General features: G+C 68.8%; 16 protein-coding genes and 1 pseudogene. 5 read left to right on the forward strand and 12 right to left on the reverse strand.

Annotated features, from left to right (window positions below; genetic code table 11):
- Positions 1 to 21: 21 nt before the first annotated feature.
- The 3 genes from ACZK5D_RS06695 to ACZK5D_RS06705 all read right to left on the reverse strand — a co-directional run bounded on the left by ACZK5D_RS06695 (position 22) and on the right by ACZK5D_RS06705 (position 2,341).
- Positions 22 to 1,014 (reverse strand): SDR family NAD(P)-dependent oxidoreductase, encoded by a 993-nt coding sequence (locus ACZK5D_RS06695; protein ID WP_463664713.1) that lies wholly within the window; start codon positions 1,012 to 1,014, stop codon positions 22 to 24.
- 196 nt (positions 1,015 to 1,210) lie between these two features.
- Entirely contained in the window at positions 1,211 to 1,615 is a 405-nt protein-coding gene (locus tag ACZK5D_RS06700) for a hypothetical protein (protein WP_463664714.1), read from the reverse strand.
- 126 nt (positions 1,616 to 1,741) lie between these two features.
- The gene (locus tag ACZK5D_RS06705; protein WP_458993715.1) at positions 1,742 to 2,341 is read right to left on the reverse strand and encodes a malonic semialdehyde reductase; all 600 of its coding nucleotides are present in this window, start codon (positions 2,339 to 2,341) and stop codon (positions 1,742 to 1,744) included.
- Between the two features lie 179 nt (positions 2,342 to 2,520).
- Here ACZK5D_RS06705 and ACZK5D_RS06710 point away from each other — a divergent pair, with 179 nt between their 5' ends.
- Positions 2,521 to 2,913, forward strand: a complete 393-nt coding sequence (locus tag ACZK5D_RS06710) for a hypothetical protein (RefSeq protein ID WP_463664715.1) — start codon at positions 2,521 to 2,523, stop codon at positions 2,911 to 2,913.
- A gap of 168 nt (positions 2,914 to 3,081) precedes the next feature.
- Entirely contained in the window at positions 3,082 to 3,687 is a 606-nt protein-coding gene (locus tag ACZK5D_RS06715) for an SOUL family heme-binding protein (RefSeq protein WP_463664716.1), read from the forward strand.
- Between the two features lie 151 nt (positions 3,688 to 3,838).
- Here the strand turns inward: ACZK5D_RS06715 and ACZK5D_RS06720 are convergent.
- The 5 genes and pseudogenes from ACZK5D_RS06720 to ACZK5D_RS06740 form a co-directional block, all read right to left on the reverse strand.
- A pseudogene (locus ACZK5D_RS06720) lies at positions 3,839 to 3,910 on the reverse strand (antitoxin MazE-like protein); the annotation flags it as partial.
- Positions 3,911 to 4,013: 103 nt separating this feature from the next.
- Complete coding sequence (locus tag ACZK5D_RS06725) at positions 4,014 to 4,574, reverse strand: hypothetical protein (protein WP_458993711.1); 561 nt, start codon at positions 4,572 to 4,574, stop codon at positions 4,014 to 4,016.
- 604 nt (positions 4,575 to 5,178) lie between these two features.
- Positions 5,179 to 5,781: a 3'-5' exonuclease gene (locus ACZK5D_RS06730; RefSeq protein ID WP_463664717.1), complete on the reverse strand. Its 603-nt coding sequence runs from the start codon at positions 5,779 to 5,781 to the stop codon at positions 5,179 to 5,181.
- A 179-nt stretch (positions 5,782 to 5,960) separates the two neighbouring features.
- Complete coding sequence (locus ACZK5D_RS06735) at positions 5,961 to 6,248, reverse strand: AAA family ATPase (RefSeq protein ID WP_463664718.1); 288 nt, start codon at positions 6,246 to 6,248, stop codon at positions 5,961 to 5,963.
- A 139-nt stretch (positions 6,249 to 6,387) separates the two neighbouring features.
- Positions 6,388 to 7,275, reverse strand: coding sequence for a helix-turn-helix domain-containing protein (locus tag ACZK5D_RS06740; protein ID WP_463664719.1), 888 nt, complete (start codon positions 7,273 to 7,275; stop codon positions 6,388 to 6,390).
- A 163-nt stretch (positions 7,276 to 7,438) separates the two neighbouring features.
- Between ACZK5D_RS06740 and ACZK5D_RS06745 the strand changes: the two genes are divergently transcribed.
- Complete coding sequence (locus ACZK5D_RS06745) at positions 7,439 to 10,393, forward strand: DUF5107 domain-containing protein (protein ID WP_463664720.1); 2,955 nt, start codon at positions 7,439 to 7,441, stop codon at positions 10,391 to 10,393.
- 33 nt (positions 10,394 to 10,426) lie between these two features.
- Here ACZK5D_RS06745 and ACZK5D_RS06750 read toward each other — a convergent pair whose 3' ends face one another.
- The gene (locus tag ACZK5D_RS06750) at positions 10,427 to 11,008 is read right to left on the reverse strand and encodes a hypothetical protein (protein WP_463664721.1); all 582 of its coding nucleotides are present in this window, start codon (positions 11,006 to 11,008) and stop codon (positions 10,427 to 10,429) included.
- A gap of 274 nt (positions 11,009 to 11,282) precedes the next feature.
- Between ACZK5D_RS06750 and ACZK5D_RS06755 the strand changes: the two genes are divergently transcribed.
- Positions 11,283 to 12,866, forward strand: a complete 1,584-nt coding sequence (locus tag ACZK5D_RS06755; protein ID WP_463664722.1) for an SDR family NAD(P)-dependent oxidoreductase — start codon at positions 11,283 to 11,285, stop codon at positions 12,864 to 12,866.
- Here the strand turns inward: ACZK5D_RS06755 and ACZK5D_RS06760 are convergent.
- Positions 12,845 to 13,357 carry a P-loop NTPase family protein gene (locus tag ACZK5D_RS06760; protein ID WP_463664723.1) on the reverse strand — a complete coding sequence of 171 codons (513 nt, stop codon included), beginning with the start codon at positions 13,355 to 13,357 and terminating at the stop codon, positions 12,845 to 12,847. The two genes, ACZK5D_RS06755 and ACZK5D_RS06760, sit on opposite strands and share 22 nt — an antisense overlap.
- A gap of 177 nt (positions 13,358 to 13,534) precedes the next feature.
- Here ACZK5D_RS06760 and ACZK5D_RS06765 point away from each other — a divergent pair, with 177 nt between their 5' ends.
- Positions 13,535 to 14,194 carry a Type 1 glutamine amidotransferase-like domain-containing protein gene (locus ACZK5D_RS06765; RefSeq protein ID WP_463664724.1) on the forward strand — a complete coding sequence of 220 codons (660 nt, stop codon included), beginning with the start codon at positions 13,535 to 13,537 and terminating at the stop codon, positions 14,192 to 14,194.
- 41 nt (positions 14,195 to 14,235) lie between these two features.
- Here the strand turns inward: ACZK5D_RS06765 and ACZK5D_RS06770 are convergent, their stop codons facing one another.
- Complete coding sequence (locus ACZK5D_RS06770; RefSeq protein WP_463664725.1) at positions 14,236 to 14,850, reverse strand: 3'-5' exonuclease; 615 nt, start codon at positions 14,848 to 14,850, stop codon at positions 14,236 to 14,238.
- 138 nt (positions 14,851 to 14,988) lie between these two features.
- Positions 14,989 to 16,035: a PASTA domain-containing protein gene (locus ACZK5D_RS06775; RefSeq protein WP_463664726.1), complete on the reverse strand. Its 1,047-nt coding sequence runs from the start codon at positions 16,033 to 16,035 to the stop codon at positions 14,989 to 14,991.
- Between the last annotated feature and the right edge of the window lie 88 nt (positions 16,036 to 16,123).

A 16,123-nucleotide genomic window follows, 5' to 3' on the forward strand; every position in this document is an offset into this window, starting at 1 on the left:
GTCCCTCCACGGCGAACACGCTCACAGCTCCAGCCGCAGACCGGTCAGGTCGGCTGCGGCGTCCATCAGCCGTCCTGCGACAGCGACGTCGCGGATGGCGCGACGCGACCGCGCGAGGACCGGCCGCCCCCTGGTCAGCCACCGCGGCCCCCAGCACTCGCCGTTGCCGGCCCCCGGACACGCGGCGGCGGTGAGCACAGGCAACGCTCCCTCGTGCTTGCCGTGGGTGAAGAGCCGCACCGGGGCCCGCATGATGCCCGCGACGTCGGGCTGGTTGATGGCCACACCGTCGCGGGGCGGGGACAGGAAGTCGACGGCCGTCCCCGGGTGAGCCCCCAGCGACGCCACTCCGTCGCCGTGTCGCGCGAGCCGACGGGCGAGTTCGCCCATCAGGGTCGCGGTGGCCAGCTTGGACTGGCCGTACTTGGCGAGGTCGGAGGCCCGCAGGTCTGGCGGCGGCACCGCGTCCGCGGGCAGTGGCGCGCCGCGGTCTCCGATGCTGCCGACGAACACGCACCGTCCCCCCGAGGCACGCACCAGGGGCAGCAGGGCCGCCGTCAGGGCGTAGTGGCCGAGGAAGTTGGTGCCCCAGAACAGCTCGTGGCCGTCCGCCGTCGTCTGGCTGCGCACGCCCCGCTCGGCGGCCGGCTTCACGTGGTCGGGGTAGCCGATGGCCCCGGCGTTGGCCACGAACACGTCCAGCGACGGCAGGCCGGCCAGGGCCTCCGCAGCTGCATGCACCGACGCGAGGTCGGCCAGATCAAGGGGTTGGTAGGAGACCGAGGCCCCGGGGACCTCAGCCTCGATCGCGCGCCGCGCGGCCCGCGCCCGTTCCGCATTGCGACCCGCGATCACGACGTGGGCGCCCAGCGCCGCGAGCCCCTCGGCGGTGAAGTAGCCGATCCCCGACGCCCCGCCGGTGACCACGGCGATCCTGCCGGTGAGGTCCGCGAGGCGGTGATCATGGCCGACTGCGCGGCACGCCGTGGCCGGCTCCCTGAAACGTGTAGGCATGGGCGGCTCCTTGTCCAGGCACGGTCGCACCACTCGGCAGCGGCGCGGGGTCGGGGCTCCGACCCGGACAGGACGCTACAGGGGGCACCGGTCCACCCCTCGCCAAGATGGACGCCTGCAATCACCTCGGAGGGCATCATCATTCGCGGCCTGACTAGCGTCGCGAAGGAGCGACCAGAACTGCCGCAGACCGGCCCTACGTCGCGAAGCGGCCGATCAGGTAGAACAGCCAGACCGCCATCACCACCGCGCCCGCTCCGAGCCCCACACGTGCCGCCCACGTCCGATCGCCTCTGGCGATAAGGTACGCGCTCACCAGCAGGGCGAACGCGCGGAGGCCGCACGACAGCACGACGGGGTCGGTGAAGGGGATGGGTGTGAACTCGACGGTGCCCGGCGGAGGAGTGCGTCCCCTCAACCGGGGAGAGGCGAAGCCCACAATCAGGAACAGAGCCCCGAGCACCCCGGTTCCCAGCCCTGCCCAGCGCATCCAGCCGGCCGTGCTTCCCCGACGGCGCAGCCCCTCCCCCACAACCAGCGCCGCCACTGCCGCGGCGCAGCCGGCCGCAGCACTGATGAGAAGCGCCCACAGGTACATCACGGCTGCCTCATCCCCTTCCTGAACTCATCATGCGTCCGAGAGCGGATAAATGTGCACGTCTGGTGCCGACTACGACACCAGACCTGCCACTCAGTCCCCGACATTGTCAGTGGGGGCGCCCAGACCTCAGGCCAGGGCGACCGCCTGGTCGAAGGCCAGGCGAGGGTTGCGCGGGTAGATGCCGTCCTCGGCGGCGTGGCCGATGTTGACCACCATGATCGTGCGCATCGACGACCCTGCGAAGAACTCCCGATCGATGCCGGCGAGGTCCACACCGCCCATTGGCCCCGCGTCGAGGCCGGCCGCCCGCACGGCGAGAATGAAGCCGCCGGCCTGGAGCCAGGCGTTGTTCACGGCCATGGAGTGACGCTGGTCCGCGTTCGCGGCGAACCGCTCCCGGGCGCCCGCGTGCTGCGGCGCCACGACCGGCAGGTGCTCGTGGAAGTCGGTGTCCGCGGCGAGGATCGCCACGACCGACGCCGACGCAGACTTGGCCCGATTCCCCTCCGCGATCAGCGGAAGCAACCGCTCCTTGGCATCCGGCGTCCGCACGAAGGTCACCCGCAGCGGCTGGCTGTTCAGCGCCGTGGGCGTGTACTTCGCCAGCTCGTAGACCCGGGCCAACTCCTCGTCGGTCACCGGCTCGGAGGTGAACCGGTACGCGGTGTGCATGTCGGTGAAGATGCGGTCGGCGGAGATGTAGTCGACGGGGGCGGTCAGTGTCATGGTGCGGGCAATCCTCCAAGTAGTTGACTATTGCACTATATCACCTGGGCAGGGCCCTACGACCCCCAGGCTTCCCCGCTGTTCCTCACCGCCGGCGCTGAGTACGGCTAGCGTGAAACCAGGGTCTGCGGTGGCCGTGTCCCCGGCGGCTGCAGCCCCGTCGACAGAGAGGCTCTCCCATGCCTGGACTCAGGACTCAGATCAGCCAGATCGTCCGTCGCCCGTGGTGCTGCCCACCGCCGACAGCCCCCTCGGGCCTCACCGCGACACCTGGAGGTGGCAGCGCGGAGGTCCAGATCACCTGGGATCCGCTGGCCGCCCCGGCATCCGTGGCCCACTACCGGGTCTACCGGCGCAAGACCACCGGGCAGTTCTACCTCTTGGCCGTGATCACCGCCGACGCGCTGGGGCTTCTGGTGCCGGGCAAGCTGGGGATCGTCGACGCCCCCGACTACTGGCCCTGGCCCTCCGGAGCCGACGCCTCGGCGGAGCGCTGCTACGCCGTATCGGCGGTCTCGACCCGCGGCCTCGAAGGGCCGATGTCGGGGATCGCCTGCTCCTTGCCGTCGTAGTCCGCGCACCGCCCAGGACGGGCGACGAGGTTGACGACGAGGCGCGCGCCTGGCCGTCCGTGGCCTATCGCACCGCTGGGTGACTCCACACGAGCACTTGCGATGTCCCACGGACCGGATGCTTGCGTTCGCCGTGGCCCGTCGGCCCAGTGGTGACACTCTGGTGGCATGACGGAGCAACAACCGTACGAGGTCCTCCGGCGCTTCCCGCGCTTCGAGGTGCGCCGCTACCCGGAGCACCTGGTGGCCGAGGTGGAGGTGGACGGCTCGTTCACGGGCGCCGGGAATCAGGCGTTCGGGACGCTGGTGGCGTTCATCTCGGGCCGCAACAGCGCGCAGGGCAAGGTCGCCATGACCGCGCCCGTGGTGCAGGAGCAGGCGTCGGCCAGGATCAAGATGACCGCGCCCGTCGTCCAGCAGTCCGGCGCAGCAGACCGGCACGTGGTGGCCTTCGTGATGCCGGCCGAGTACTCGCTGGAGACGCTGCCCACACCGTCGGACCCCCGCGTGAAGGTGCGGCAGGTCCCTGAGCAGGTGGCCGCGGTCAAGAGCTTCACCGGACGGTGGACGGAGCCCGTCTACCGGAAGCAGTTGGCCGAGCTCCGCGCCGCCGTCGATCAGGCCGGCCTGGAGGCCTGCGGGGCGCCTCGGTTCGCCCGCTTCGACCCTCCCTGGACACCGTGGTTCCGCCGTCGCAACGAGGTGGTGCTGCCCGTCTCGTGGCCCCCGCGCTCCATTGACGAGGCTCGGGACCCTATGGGACCACGACGTTGATCCACAGCTCTCCGCGCTTCACTCCTCATCCAAGTCCACCGAGATGGCCTCGACGAACTCCTGGTCATCGCCTTGGCGGTCGAACTGCGCGACGAGCGGCCTGCCGCCGCGCTTCACGTGCGAACTGTTCAGTTCGCACGTCGGGCACCCATACCTGCACGGGACGGTAGCCGCGCGCACGCATGCGATGGCGGTGCTGCCTCACCCTGTCCCTGACACTCATGAGCCGAGGTTACGTGCAACGTGGGCTCGGGCGAACGGTGTGTGGCGTGTAGTGCGTGCCGACGCCACGACCCCGCCTCAGCGCCAATTGTGACGCCGTGCAACTACTGCGGCTGTGCTGCGATGACCCAGATTCCGACGATCGTGAGTACGACGTAGAAGACGAACGGCGGAATGTCACGAGTGACTACGAACAGCGCCACGAAGGCCACAGCTGCGATCAACACGACCACCCCGACCCACGTCGCGAAGCCGAGACACGCCACACCGAGTAGTGCCAGGCCGGCCAGCGTCAGCCACACATAGCCGAGCCACGACGAGGCCGGCAGCTCTCCACGTGCGAACTCCTCGATCCGACGGCCGCGACGCGCGCAACTGACGCTCCACAACACCGCACCCACGAGCATGGCGATTCCGGCGCCACCGGCGAGCAGCCGGTCCTCCCCGGACCAGGCTGTCCCCAGGACCACCACGCCCATCGCAGCGAGCAACGGGCCCGCGGCGTAGAGCCACTGCGCCCTCCTCCATGCGTCGGCCCCGGCCTGCAGCAATGCGAGGCGCTCGTCGGGCTCCCGCACCGTGAAGACCCGCGGGACGCCATAGGCCGCGCCGACGAAGAAGACAACCGAGCCCAGAAGCATGAGCCAACCACCCAAGGTCACCATGGACACAGAGTATGAGTCTGGGCTTCACCGCCCGTCGAAACGCCCCACGCCGACCTTCCAGTCGGCAGATCTGCGCACCGGCCCATCGGGGGCGGGCTGGAACGCTCGATCCATAGAAGGCCCGGGTTAAGGCCAGCCTCGTGCGGCATCTCAGCGGGCACGATGGGCTGCGCCTTGGTTGGCGACGGGTCGCGTGGCAGTTCTGGTGCCGACTACGAGACCAGACCTGCCACTCAACACCATCGCCGGAGAGGCGAGTGTCGCCGCGGTCAGGAGCCCTCAGACGCTGGGCCACCCCAGCGCGGAGACGGTCCCCCACCGCCGCCCTCCACGCTCAGCACGGTGGCAGGTCACCGCCACTACCGGCGCCCTTCCGCGGCAAGGATGCCCGCCACCCCCACGTGCCGAACCCCCTACCACGGAGACGCGCCCACAGTGGCACCGCGTGTTCCACCCCCTGAGCGTGACCGTGATCACTGCAAACGCGAGGGCTCGAACTCAGCAAACGTGAGCATCTTGTCCTTGCGATCTTGAACGACCGACCATCGACAGATCCGGCTGTGACCCAGTCCAACACCAGCGCTGGGACTCGTGGCAGCACCGCTCAAGCGGGGGTGGGTAGCAGCGACGACGGCGTGCCGCTGTACGTCACCACCAGTTCGTCGCGCGCCCGCGACGCCGCCACGTACAGCAGCGACCGCTCCCGCAGCTGCGCCTCGCTCAGCTCCTCGTCGTCGTAGTCGTAGGCCTTCAACCCCATCGGCATCGAGTCCTTGCTCAACCCGAACAGCAGCACCCGCGCGAACTCCGTGCCCTTCGCCCGGTGCATCGTCAACACCACCGGGTAGCCGGGCTTCACCAAGCCGGTCTCCAGCGCCCGCACCTCGACGCCCCTCTCCCCCAGCCCTGCGACGACGCGGTCGCGGGTCACCCGGTCGCGCACCAGCACCGCGACCGTCTCCGGCGCCGCCTCACCGCTGCCCACCCAGGACCCGACCAGGTCCGCCGCGAAGTCCAGCTCCGCCGTCAGCGTCGGGAACGACCGCACCACCGGCCGGGGCCCAGTCCGGGCGGACAGGAGGCCGGCCATGGACTCGGCCTCGCCGTCGGAGTCGACGACCTCCTGCCCGGTCAACACCCCGACCGCCCACGCCAAGTTCTGCGCCGTGGTGCGGTAGTTGAGCTTCAGCCCCCGCGACCGCCCCACGGCCCGGGTCCCGCACCACCCCCCGCGAGGGCGTCGATGCTCTTGATTGTGGAGGCCGCGCGTCGGCGGCGTCGGCCAAGCGCGGTCCCCTACGCCCACCGCCCAATCGAATTGACGCTCAGGTTGGCCAATCAGCGAGATGCCAGCAGGCATCCCCGCTGGACACGAACTCAATAGCGTCAACCTGGATTAGCAGAGAGGTCGTGCTGCCGCGCTGCCACTCGGTCACCCACTCCTCCCCCGCCGCCAGCGCCGACACGTCGGCCAGAAAACGACTCCCTCGGCACCCAGTTCGGGCCGTGATACAGCGCGTCGATCTCGACGTGAGGGATGCCCAGCTGACCTGCGATGCGGGACGCCAACGTCGTCTTGCCCGACCCGGAGGTGCCAGCGACCAGCACGCGGCGCGGGCACGCCTGCAGTGGCTGAGCGGAGGTGAGCAGAGACACGCCGCAAGCGTGGCACACGGCGGCTACGCCGACCTTGTCGCGGTCCGCTCCGCCGCCTGGCTCATGGACGGTTCATCTGCCGCGGGATCCCCACGATGCGGCGACTCGTCACGAGGCTGACCACCATCGCCATACAGGCTGAGTAGGTCTGGATCGATCAGCGGGAGGCCCGGAACGCCCGAGGTGACACGCCGTTCACGCTGGTGAACTGCCGCGAGAAGTACAGGGGATCGCTGTAGCCGACCAGCCGGCCGATCTGCGTGACGGAGTAGCTGGTGGTCATCAAGAGTTCCCGCGCCCTCGCGCACCGCTGGTGCTTGATGTAGTCCGTGATGCTGGTGCCGACGGCGGAGCGGAAGATCGAGGCAGTGTGGGAGGGACTCAGGTTCACGAGCGAGGCGAGCTCTTCCACGCGGATCGTCGATGTCAGATTGTCGCGGATGTAGGTGCGCAGGAGGTCGATGCGATCGACGTGATCCGGATGGCCGCCCAGACGCTGGGCTGCGAGCTGGGTCAGCAGATGCCACGCAATCCCGCCACCGGCGGTGATCGTTGCCGAACTCTCCTCCTCCTCGTACTTGGTCAGGATCTCGTCGATGAGTTCCGACGCCTTGACGAGGTCGCGCACGGGAAACACTGCGGCATCGTCGCCACACACGATCGCGTCCGTGAGCTCGGCAACTGCCGTCCCGTCGATGTGTATCCACCAGATGGTCCACGGATCCCTGGCGTCGGCCCAGTACACGTGCGGGGTGTTCGGGCTGATGACGGCGGCCTGTCCCGACTCCACACGCCACTCGTCCTCGCCCGCTCGGAGATAGCCACAGCCGGCAACAGCCAGGATCACGATGGCATCTGCGCTCCCCCTGGGGCGGCTCCTTCCATGCGCCAAGGCGTGTGGGAAGTAGCCGACATCCGTCACGAGCAGCCGACCAGTGATGGGTGACACCAGCGCCGCCTGCCTCACCGGCCTGGCCAGTACCCGCAGCCTCTCGCCCGGGAAGCCGTCCCACACGAGTCGACGACGGATCAGCGGATCATCCATGTTCTTCGATGATCTCTAGATATACAAGGGATGCAGCCGTGCTTAGCATCGTCACATGTTCAATGTAGAACGAGAACAGGTTCCCGCCCGGGGTTGACTGAACATCTCATGATGCGTCGACGACAGCCCCTAAGCAGATATCCAGAACTCAGGAGAGATCCCCATGCCCACCACCCAGCGCGCGACCAGCGCGGCCTCGAGCGAGCCCGGCAGCCCGAGCACGATCACGCTGCCGGACGCCCCGGCCGAGGTGCGCCCGGTCCTCGCGGCCGGCAACGCCGTCGCCTGGAGTGAACCGCTGACCATCCTGACGTACGAGGCCGGGACGCCGAGCGTCCACCCGATGTACTTCGACCACCGCGTCTACCAGGGCTCGAGCGGCAAGGTCTACCCGCTGCCGTTCACCGACCAGGTCGCCGACGACGGCGTCGAGAGGCAGTGGCAGGCGGTCCACCTCGAGAACGCCTACGTCCGGCTGGTGGTGCTCCCCGAACTGGGTGGCCGCCTCCACATCGGGTACGACAAGACCACCGGCTACGACTTCTTCTACCGCAACAACGTGATCAAGCCGGCCCTGGTGGGCCTCGGGGGCCCGTGGATCAGCGGCGGAGTCGAGTTCAACTGGCCCCAGCACCACCGGCCCGGAACCTACCTGCCCACCGAGTTCACCATCGAGCACGACGACGACGGCTCGGTCACCGTCTGGTGCCACGACCACGAGCCGTTCGAACGGATGTCGGCCCACCACGGCGTGCGGCTGCGGCCGGGCAGCTCCGTCGTGGAAGTCCGAGTCCGCCTGCACAACCGCACCAGCACGCGCCAGACGTTCCTGTGGTGGGCCAACGTCGCCGCCTACGTGGGGGACGAGTACCAGTCCTTCTTCCCGGAGGACGTGCGTCACGTCGCGGACCATGCCCGACGCGCCATCACCGCCTTCCCCGAGGCCGACCGGGACTACTACGGCGTGGACTACGCCAAACGCGGCCGAGAGAACCCTGGGTCCAACCGGATCGACTTCTATCACAACATCCCCGTGCCGACGTCGTACATGGTCGTCGACTCCGAGCAGGACTTCTTCGGCGGCTACGACCACACCAGGGGCGCCGGCATCGTGCACTGGGCGGAGCGGCGCCTCTCTCCCGGCAAGAAGATGTGGACGTGGGGCGACGCCCCCTTCGGCCACGCCTGGGACGCCCAGTTGACCGACGCTGACGGCCCCTACATCGAGCTCATGGCCGGCGTCTACACCGACAACCAGCCCGACTTCGCCTGGCTGATGCCGGGTGAGACCAAGGTGTTCTCGCAGCACTGGTACCCCATCCCGGAGATGGGGCCCGCCCATCAGGCGACTCCTGACGCCGCGGTCAATGTCGCCCGCGACGGCGCCGCCGGGGCAAGGTTCGCCGTCACCTCACCCCAGCCGGGCGCGCGGCTGCGACTCCTCCGCGACGGCGCCGTGGTGGCCGAGCGGACCACCGACATGGCGCCCGGCGTCGCGGAGTCGGTCGCTGAGGAGGCCGCGGGCCGCGGTGACCTGACCGCGGAACTGCTGGATGCGTGCGGCCGCCTCCTCGTGCGGTGGACGCCCACCGTGGTCGAGGACAAGGGAGAGCCATGGGTGGCCCGGGAGCCACCCGCACCCGATGCCATCGAGACGACGGAGGAGCTCTACCTCACCGGGCGGCACCTGCACCAGTACCGCCACCCCACCCGCTCACCCCTGACCTACTGGCGCGAGGCGCTGCGCAGGGACCCGGGCGACATCCGCTCCAACCTGGCCCTGGCCGAGCACGAGTACCGGATCGGGCGGTACGAGTCAGCGCTGATCCATGCCACCACCGCGATCGAGAGGCTGACCAGGCGCAACACCAACCCAACCGACACCGAGGCCTACTACCTGGCCGGTCTCACCCTGCGCCGGATGGGCCGCGAGGAGGAGGCCGCGCGACACCTCGGCAAGGCCGGCTGGGACGCCCGCTGGGCGCCGGGGGCGGGGTTCGAGCTGGCGCAGTTGCTGGCGAAGCAGGGGCACAACCGCGCGAGCCTGCGGGTCCTCGATACCCTCGACGGCGTCGTCGGCCACGACCCGCGGCGGACCGCCCTGCGCGCCATCATCCTGCGGCGGCTCGGGGACGACGGTACGGCCAGCAAGCTGCTGGAGGAGGGGCTCCGGATCGACCCGTTGGACGCCATGCTCCGCGTGCTCTCCAGACCAAGGCATCCGAACGATGCCGGCATCCTGCTGGACGTGGCGTGGGACCTCATCCACGCCGGGTCCCTGAGCGAAGCCCTTGCCGTCCTCGACGACGCCGTCGCCGCGCCGATCACCGCACAGGGCAACTTCCGCCCGCTCGCGCACTACGTTGCCGCCGCGGTGCTCGAGGACGTGGGCCGCGACGACGACGCCGCCGCACGCCGATCCCAAGCCCGCAGTGCCGACCTCGACCGGGCCTTCCCCCACGGACTGGACGCCCACGACGCGCTGGTACGAGCCGTCGCCGCGGACGAGTCCGACCCCGTCGCGAGATTCCTGCTCGGCATGCTCCACTACCACAACCACCGCAGGACCGAGGCCATGGAGCTGTGGGACGCCGCGATCGCGCTCGGCTTCACCCACCCGGTGCTGCTGCGCAATGCCGGCCTGGCCAGCTACAACGTCGCCCGTGACGATCGCATGGCCTGGCAACGCTACGAGGAAGCGGTCGCCTCCGCCCCCACCGACGCCCGCATCCGCTACGAGCAGGACCAGCTGGCCACCCGGCTGGGACAGACACCCGCCGAACGACTCTCCCGGCTGCGGGACGTCGAGGAGCTCGTGCTGAGGCGCGACGACTTCACGATCGAGTACGTGATGCTGCTCGTCTCCGATGGCCAGGCCAAGCGCGCCATGGAGATCCTCACCACCCGTCAGTTCCATCCTTGGGAGGGCGGCGAGGGCAAGGCCCTGGCGGCCTGGGACGCGGTTCATGAAGCGCTTGGGTCGGAACCTGCCGACCCGCCGGCCAACCTCGGGGAGGACCGAGCCGAGTACGCGCCCCCGGCCCCAGTCCGCGACGACGGCGTGACCGACTACTTCGCCACCAGCCACCCGACGATGCTCCTGTTTGCGCGTGAGTAGTTCAGCCGATCACCCATCGTGGTTCTGACGGCCTTAGCCGGAGCTGCGCGGGGGCGAACAACGACCACACGCAACAAAGGAGACAATCACACCCACCACCAACAAGATGAAGCTCGCCGATAGGACGAGCCACTTCCCGGCTGTGAAGAGCGGCGCCAGCTCCGCGAGCACCGGCGTCCGAGCCGGATACCGTGCCATCACCGTCGCGGCGCAGATGTTCTCGGCGTAGTCCAGCGCCACCGCAACGACAGGCAGCAGGGCCACCCCTCGCCACCGACTCCCAAGAGCTGTCCCTCGCGCCCAGACCCACGCGAGCGCCGTCACCAGGAACGCCCCGTACACCAGCGGCCAGATGACATCGAACGTGATGCGCGCGTCGACGTAGGCGGCTCGGCCCTCTCGTCCCCACGCCTCGGCCGCTGCGTACAGGTCGTCCGGGGCGTACCACACGGATGTGTCCGGGGCTGGGTGGCGGACCGTGTAGAACCCCGCAGCCTCAGCCTGGGCGGGGAGCACCGTCGCGATGAACACAGCGAACAGCACCAATGCCACCAGGACCATCCAGCCCCGCACCAGATGCGCCAAGCGCGCGGCTGCCCGGTCCACCACTTTCATCGCACCTCGTTTCCTTCTGATGCTGCGATGCTAGGTGGTTTTCACGGCCGGAAGAGCGTCACGTCGAGGAAGCTGAGAATCGCTGGCGATAGGCGATAGGCGATAGGCGGTCGGCGTGGTGGCGTAGGTGGCGGTGAAGTTCTGCCTGAACCTCACGACGCTGGTGAAGCTAGACGCCGCGGCGATGCGCGTCACCGGCCAGGCCGTCTTCTCCAGGAGGCGACCATGCGGGCCGTGAAATGCCCGCGGCCGAGCCCTGAGTACGCTGAGCGCCGTGTCGAATCCATCAGCGCCCGAGCCCACTCCAGCACCCGCCTCGGCTGCTGTCGGCCGCGGAGTCGACGCAGACGACCTGGCCGCGACTCTGCGGGTCCTGGGCACCATCCACGAGCTCGACGAGGCCCACCCCGACTTCGTGGCCGTCCGACGGGCGACCAGCAGGATGTTCAAGTCGGTCAAGCGCCACCGCCGGGGCGTCAGGCGCGCGGCGATCCAGGACAACGACAAGGCCATCGTCGCCGGCACAGCCACGGGGGCACCCGACCGCATCGATGACGAGACGCGGGGGCTGGCGCTCACGTCAGGCGTCGAGGCGCCGACGGCCGGGACGCTCATGAAGGCTCGGCCCTGCTACATCTGCAAGCAGCGCTACACAGTGGTGGACGCGTTCTATCACCAGCTCTGCCCCGAGTGTGCGGCCATGAGTCACGCCAAACGCGCGGCGCGGACTGATCTTGTCGGCAAGCGAGCACTACTGACCGGCGGTCGGGCCAAGATCGGCATGCACATCGCGCTCCGCCTGCTGCGCGATGGGGCCCACACGACGATCACGACCCGGTTCCCGCGGGACGCGGTGCGACGCTTCGCGGCGATGCCCGACGCCGCGGACTGGCTGCATCGGCTCCATGTGGTCGGCGTCGACCTGCGTGATCCGTCCCAGGTCATCGCATTGGCCGACGCGGTGGCCGCCCGGGGCCCGCTGGACATCCTGATCAACAACGCGGCGCAGACCGTACGACGCTCGCCTGGTGCGTACGCGCCCCTCGTCGACGCGGAGTCGATCCCGGTCCCGGATGGGCTGTGGCCCGAAGGCCAAGGCCCAGAGCTCCTGACGTTCGGGCACGCACGAGACCTGCATCCTCTGGCGCTGGCCGAGTCGGTCAAGGCGCACCCGCTGCTCGCCGCTGCGGACGCCGCGGTCACCGGCTCGGCCGCCAATCACGCGGATGCCGAGGCCGCCGCCCGCAACGCCCAGCGCCTGACAGACATGGCGCTGGCACCGGGCTCGTCGTCGCTGGCGCGGCTGGCCGACGGCTCAGCGATCGACGCGGGAGGGCTCGTTCCGGACCTTCACGACTCGAACAGCTGGGTCCAGGGCATCGGCGAGGTGGACGCGCTCGAGATGCTCGAGGTGCAGCTCTGCAACGAGACGGCGCCGTTCATCCTCATCAGCCGCCTGCGGCCCCGCCTGGCCGAGGCGGCGCGAAGCGTGGCGAGGGGTCCGGCCCGGGCGTACGTGGTCAACGTGTCAGCGATGGAGGGGGTCTTTGAGCGCGGCTACAAGGGTCCCGGCCATCCGCACACCAACATGGCGAAGGCTGCGGTCAACATGCTTACCCGGACGAGCGCTCGGGAGATGTTCGAGTCCGACGGCATCCTCATGACCAGCGTCGATACCGGCTGGATCACCGACGAGCGCCCGCACCCCACGAAGGTTCGGCTGGCCGAGGAGGGGTTCCATGCGCCCTTGGATCTGGTCGACGGAGCCGCTCGGGTCTACGACCCGATCGTTCGCGGGCAGGCCGGCGATGACCTGTTCGGCGTCTTCCTGAAGGACTACGCGCCCTCACGTTGGTAGGTCATGCCTCCGGGCGACGACGCCGCCAGCGGCCCGGCGACCCATGTGCGCGTCTCACCGTGCGAGGTCAGTCGGACAACGGGCAGGTCGGGACGTGTACCCACCAGAGCGGAGATTCGCTCGGCCGTCCCGCGGCGGGTCTTCCACGCCCATCGGATGATGTGGTTGGGATCGGTGAACATGGTCGAGAGCGACGGTTCGCGGTTGCCGTTCCAGAGGACTGCATTGGGCGGTTGGCGGCGCAGGGTACGCGCGGTCGCCTGCCACATCACTCTGGGTACGGGCAGGTCGAGCCAGACCACCAGATCGGCACGGTCAGCGAGGATGGCGCGGGCGCTGCTGTACTGCCACTCGGTCACCCACTCCTCCCCCGCCGCCAGCGCGGACACGTCGGCCAGAAACGACTCCCTCGGCACCCAGTTCGGGCCGTGATACAGCGCGTCGATCTCGACGTGAGGGGTGCCCACCAGTGTCAGCGGCGACGGCGTCACTGACTACTTCGCACCAGCCACCCGACGATGCTGCTGTTCGCCGGGGACTAGGCGTCCGTCCGTCGAGAAGCCCTCCATACGACGCGCAGCATGAGCGGTTGTCCAGCGCCTTGATGGGAGGGAGGCAGATCGTGGGATTTCGGCCGTCGCCGAGCGGGCAGGTGGTTCAGTGGTGTCGTGAAGCTACTGCTGACATCGGGAGGAATCACCAACCCCAGCATCCGGGAGGCGCTGGTCGGCTTGCTGGGCAAGCCCATCGAGGAGTCCGATGCACTGTTCATCCCGACCGCCCAATGGGGCCACCCGATGTGCGGGCCTGAGTCTGTGCGCGGGTCTGTCGCCGGGGTCCCTCCATGGGGCGGCATGGCCGCACTCCCGTGGCGCACCCTTGGGCTGCTCGAGCTCACGGCCCTCCCGAGCATCGGTGCAGACCGGTGGGTTCCATGGGTACGGGGGGTCGACGCGCTCCTGGTCGACGGTGGCGATGCCACCTATCTTGGACACTGGCTGAAAGCGTCCGGTTTGGCTGACCTCCTTCCGTCTCTCGTGGACACGGTGTGGGTGGGGGTGAGTGCCGGCAGCATGGTCCTGACGCCGCGTATCGGTACCGAGTTCGTGGAATGGGCGGGCGCCGCCGACGACCGAACGCTTGGACTCGTGGACTTCTGCCTCTTCCCCCACCTGGACGTCTTTCCCGACAACAGCATGGCGCACGCCGAGAGGTGGGCCGCCCAGCTCGACGAGCCCGCGTACGTGCTCGATGACCAGTCGGCATTGAAGGTCGCGGATGATCGCGTTGAGGTGGTGTCGGAAGGAACGTGGCGCCGGTTGCCCTGAGGTCGTGACACCGCCATGTTCAGCCGAATCATCTGTTGCCTCTACTCCACGGCCTCGCCGGGTGCCACTATGCCTGTGACGTTGGGTAGCAGCGACGACGGCGTGCCGCTGTACGTGACCACCAGTTCGTCGCGCGCCCTCGACGCCGCCACGTACAGCAGCGACCTCTCCCGCAGCTGCGCCTCGCTCAGCTCCTCGTCGTCGTAGTCGTAGGCCTTCAGCCCCATCGGCATCAAGTCCTTGCTCAACCCGAACAGCAGCACCCGCGCGAACTCCGTGCCCTTCGCCCGGTGCATCGTCAGCGCCACCGGGTAACCGGCCTTCACCGAGCCCGTCTCCAGCGCCCGCACCTCGACGCCCCGCTCCCCCAGCCCGGCGACGACGCGGTCGCGGGTCACCCGGTCGCGCACCAGCACTGCGACCGTCTCCGGCGCCACGTCCCCACCAGACACCCAGGACCCGACCACGTCCGCCGCGAAGTCCAGCTCCGCCGTCAGCGTCGGGAACGACCGCACCTCCGGCTTCGGCCCCGTGCGCGCGGACAGGTAGCCAGCCATGGTCTCAGCCTCGCCGTCGGAGTCCACGACCTCCTGCCCGGTCAACACCCCGACGGCCCACGCCAGGTTCTGCGCCGTGGTGCGGTAGTTGAGCTTCAACCCCCGCGACCGCCCCCCGCGAGGGCGTCGATGCCTTGATTGTGGAGGCCGCGCGCCGACGGCGTCGGCCAAGCGCGGTCCACCACGCCCGCCGCCCAATCGAGTTGACGCTCAGGTGGGCCAATCAGCGAGATGCCATCAGAACTCGTCCCCGCTGGACACGAACTCAATAGCGTCAACCTGGATTAGCAGAGAGGTCGTGCTGCCGCCGATCTGCGTCTCGTAGTCGTACGATCCAGAAACGGTCGCCCACACCTTCACGACATCACCTTCGATGATGTCATCCAGGATCGGGCAATTCGTGTCGCCATCACCGGCGAACGCCGCGGTGTTCTGCGCGTAGTCGAATGAGTACTCCTGCTCCGTGTTCGCGGAGTTCGCCATGAACCCACACTTACCGGTGACGGAGTCGAACTGGAAGATGTGGCTGTAGAGAATGACCCGCTCACCAGCATGCGCGTCAGGGTCCTTGCCGATCAGTCCAAACTCTCGCTCGTTGAGAGTCACGTACGCTGCTTTGTCAATTGGTCGAGGCGCCGCCTGAACGGTGACCATGCCACCTACCTCGGCGTCCTGTCCAGCGGCTGGCGTCTGCTGCGAGATGACGTACTCCTCAGGCGAGTCACCCGCTCCGATCGTCAGCCCCGCGGCGCTCAGAGTACTCTCAGCTTCTCCTACGGCCATACCGACAACGTTGGGCACCTCCACCCGCGCGGGCTCAGCAACCAGCAATACCGCCGAACCTACCTCCACATCTGCACCGACCGCGGGATCGGTCGCGGACACTACGTCGCTCGCATCCCCTCCTCCGTCGTTAACGGTGAAACCTGCATCCTGCAACGCGACGATCGCTTCCGACACAGGCATGCCGACCACATCTGGCACCACGGCAAGCTCTGGCGCGACTTCCTCGACCGTCGTGACCTGTGCCTCGGTCGCGGCCACAGTCGCGGCCGCCACCCCTTCCTCGAAGCCATCAGAAACTTCGCTCGGCGCCAGGATCAGCGCGGCAGTGATGATCAGTGACGTCACCGCAGCGAGTCCGCCCAGGACGATTCCGGTGATCGCCAAGGGCTTCGACTGCAAACGCTTGAGTGCTAGCACTCCAAGCACGATCGCTCCCCCACCGGCGAGCAAGCCGATGACCGGTACCCAGCCCAGCAAGAACGCGAGGACGCCGACCACCAAGGCGCCGATCGCCAGCCCTTTGCCCGCCGCAGGTGGCGGTGGTGGCGGCGGACCCGGCACCTGGTAAGGGGCCCCGTAAGGCCCT

The sequence above is a fragment of the Tessaracoccus yangjingae genome (assembly GCF_055326235.1).

What these genes read in the sequence shown, in the direction of transcription:
- ACZK5D_RS06695 (WP_463664713.1), bottom strand. Translation starts at nt 1,014, where the DNA reads ATGCCTACACGTTTCAGGGAGCCGGCCACGGCGTGCCGCGCAGTCGGC.
- ACZK5D_RS06705 (WP_458993715.1), bottom strand. Translation starts at nt 2,341, where the DNA reads ATGACACTGACCGCCCCCGTCGACTACATCTCCGCCGACCGCATCTTC.
- ACZK5D_RS06710 (WP_463664715.1), top strand. Translation starts at nt 2,521, where the DNA reads ATGCCTGGACTCAGGACTCAGATCAGCCAGATCGTCCGTCGCCCGTGG.
- ACZK5D_RS06715 (WP_463664716.1), top strand. Translation starts at nt 3,082, where the DNA reads ATGACGGAGCAACAACCGTACGAGGTCCTCCGGCGCTTCCCGCGCTTC.
- ACZK5D_RS06725 (WP_458993711.1), bottom strand. Translation starts at nt 4,574, where the DNA reads ATGGTGACCTTGGGTGGTTGGCTCATGCTTCTGGGCTCGGTTGTCTTC.
- ACZK5D_RS06740 (WP_463664719.1), bottom strand. Translation starts at nt 7,275, where the DNA reads ATGGATGATCCGCTGATCCGTCGTCGACTCGTGTGGGACGGCTTCCCG.
- ACZK5D_RS06745 (WP_463664720.1), top strand. Translation starts at nt 7,439, where the DNA reads ATGCCCACCACCCAGCGCGCGACCAGCGCGGCCTCGAGCGAGCCCGGC.
- ACZK5D_RS06750 (WP_463664721.1), bottom strand. Translation starts at nt 11,008, where the DNA reads ATGAAAGTGGTGGACCGGGCAGCCGCGCGCTTGGCGCATCTGGTGCGG.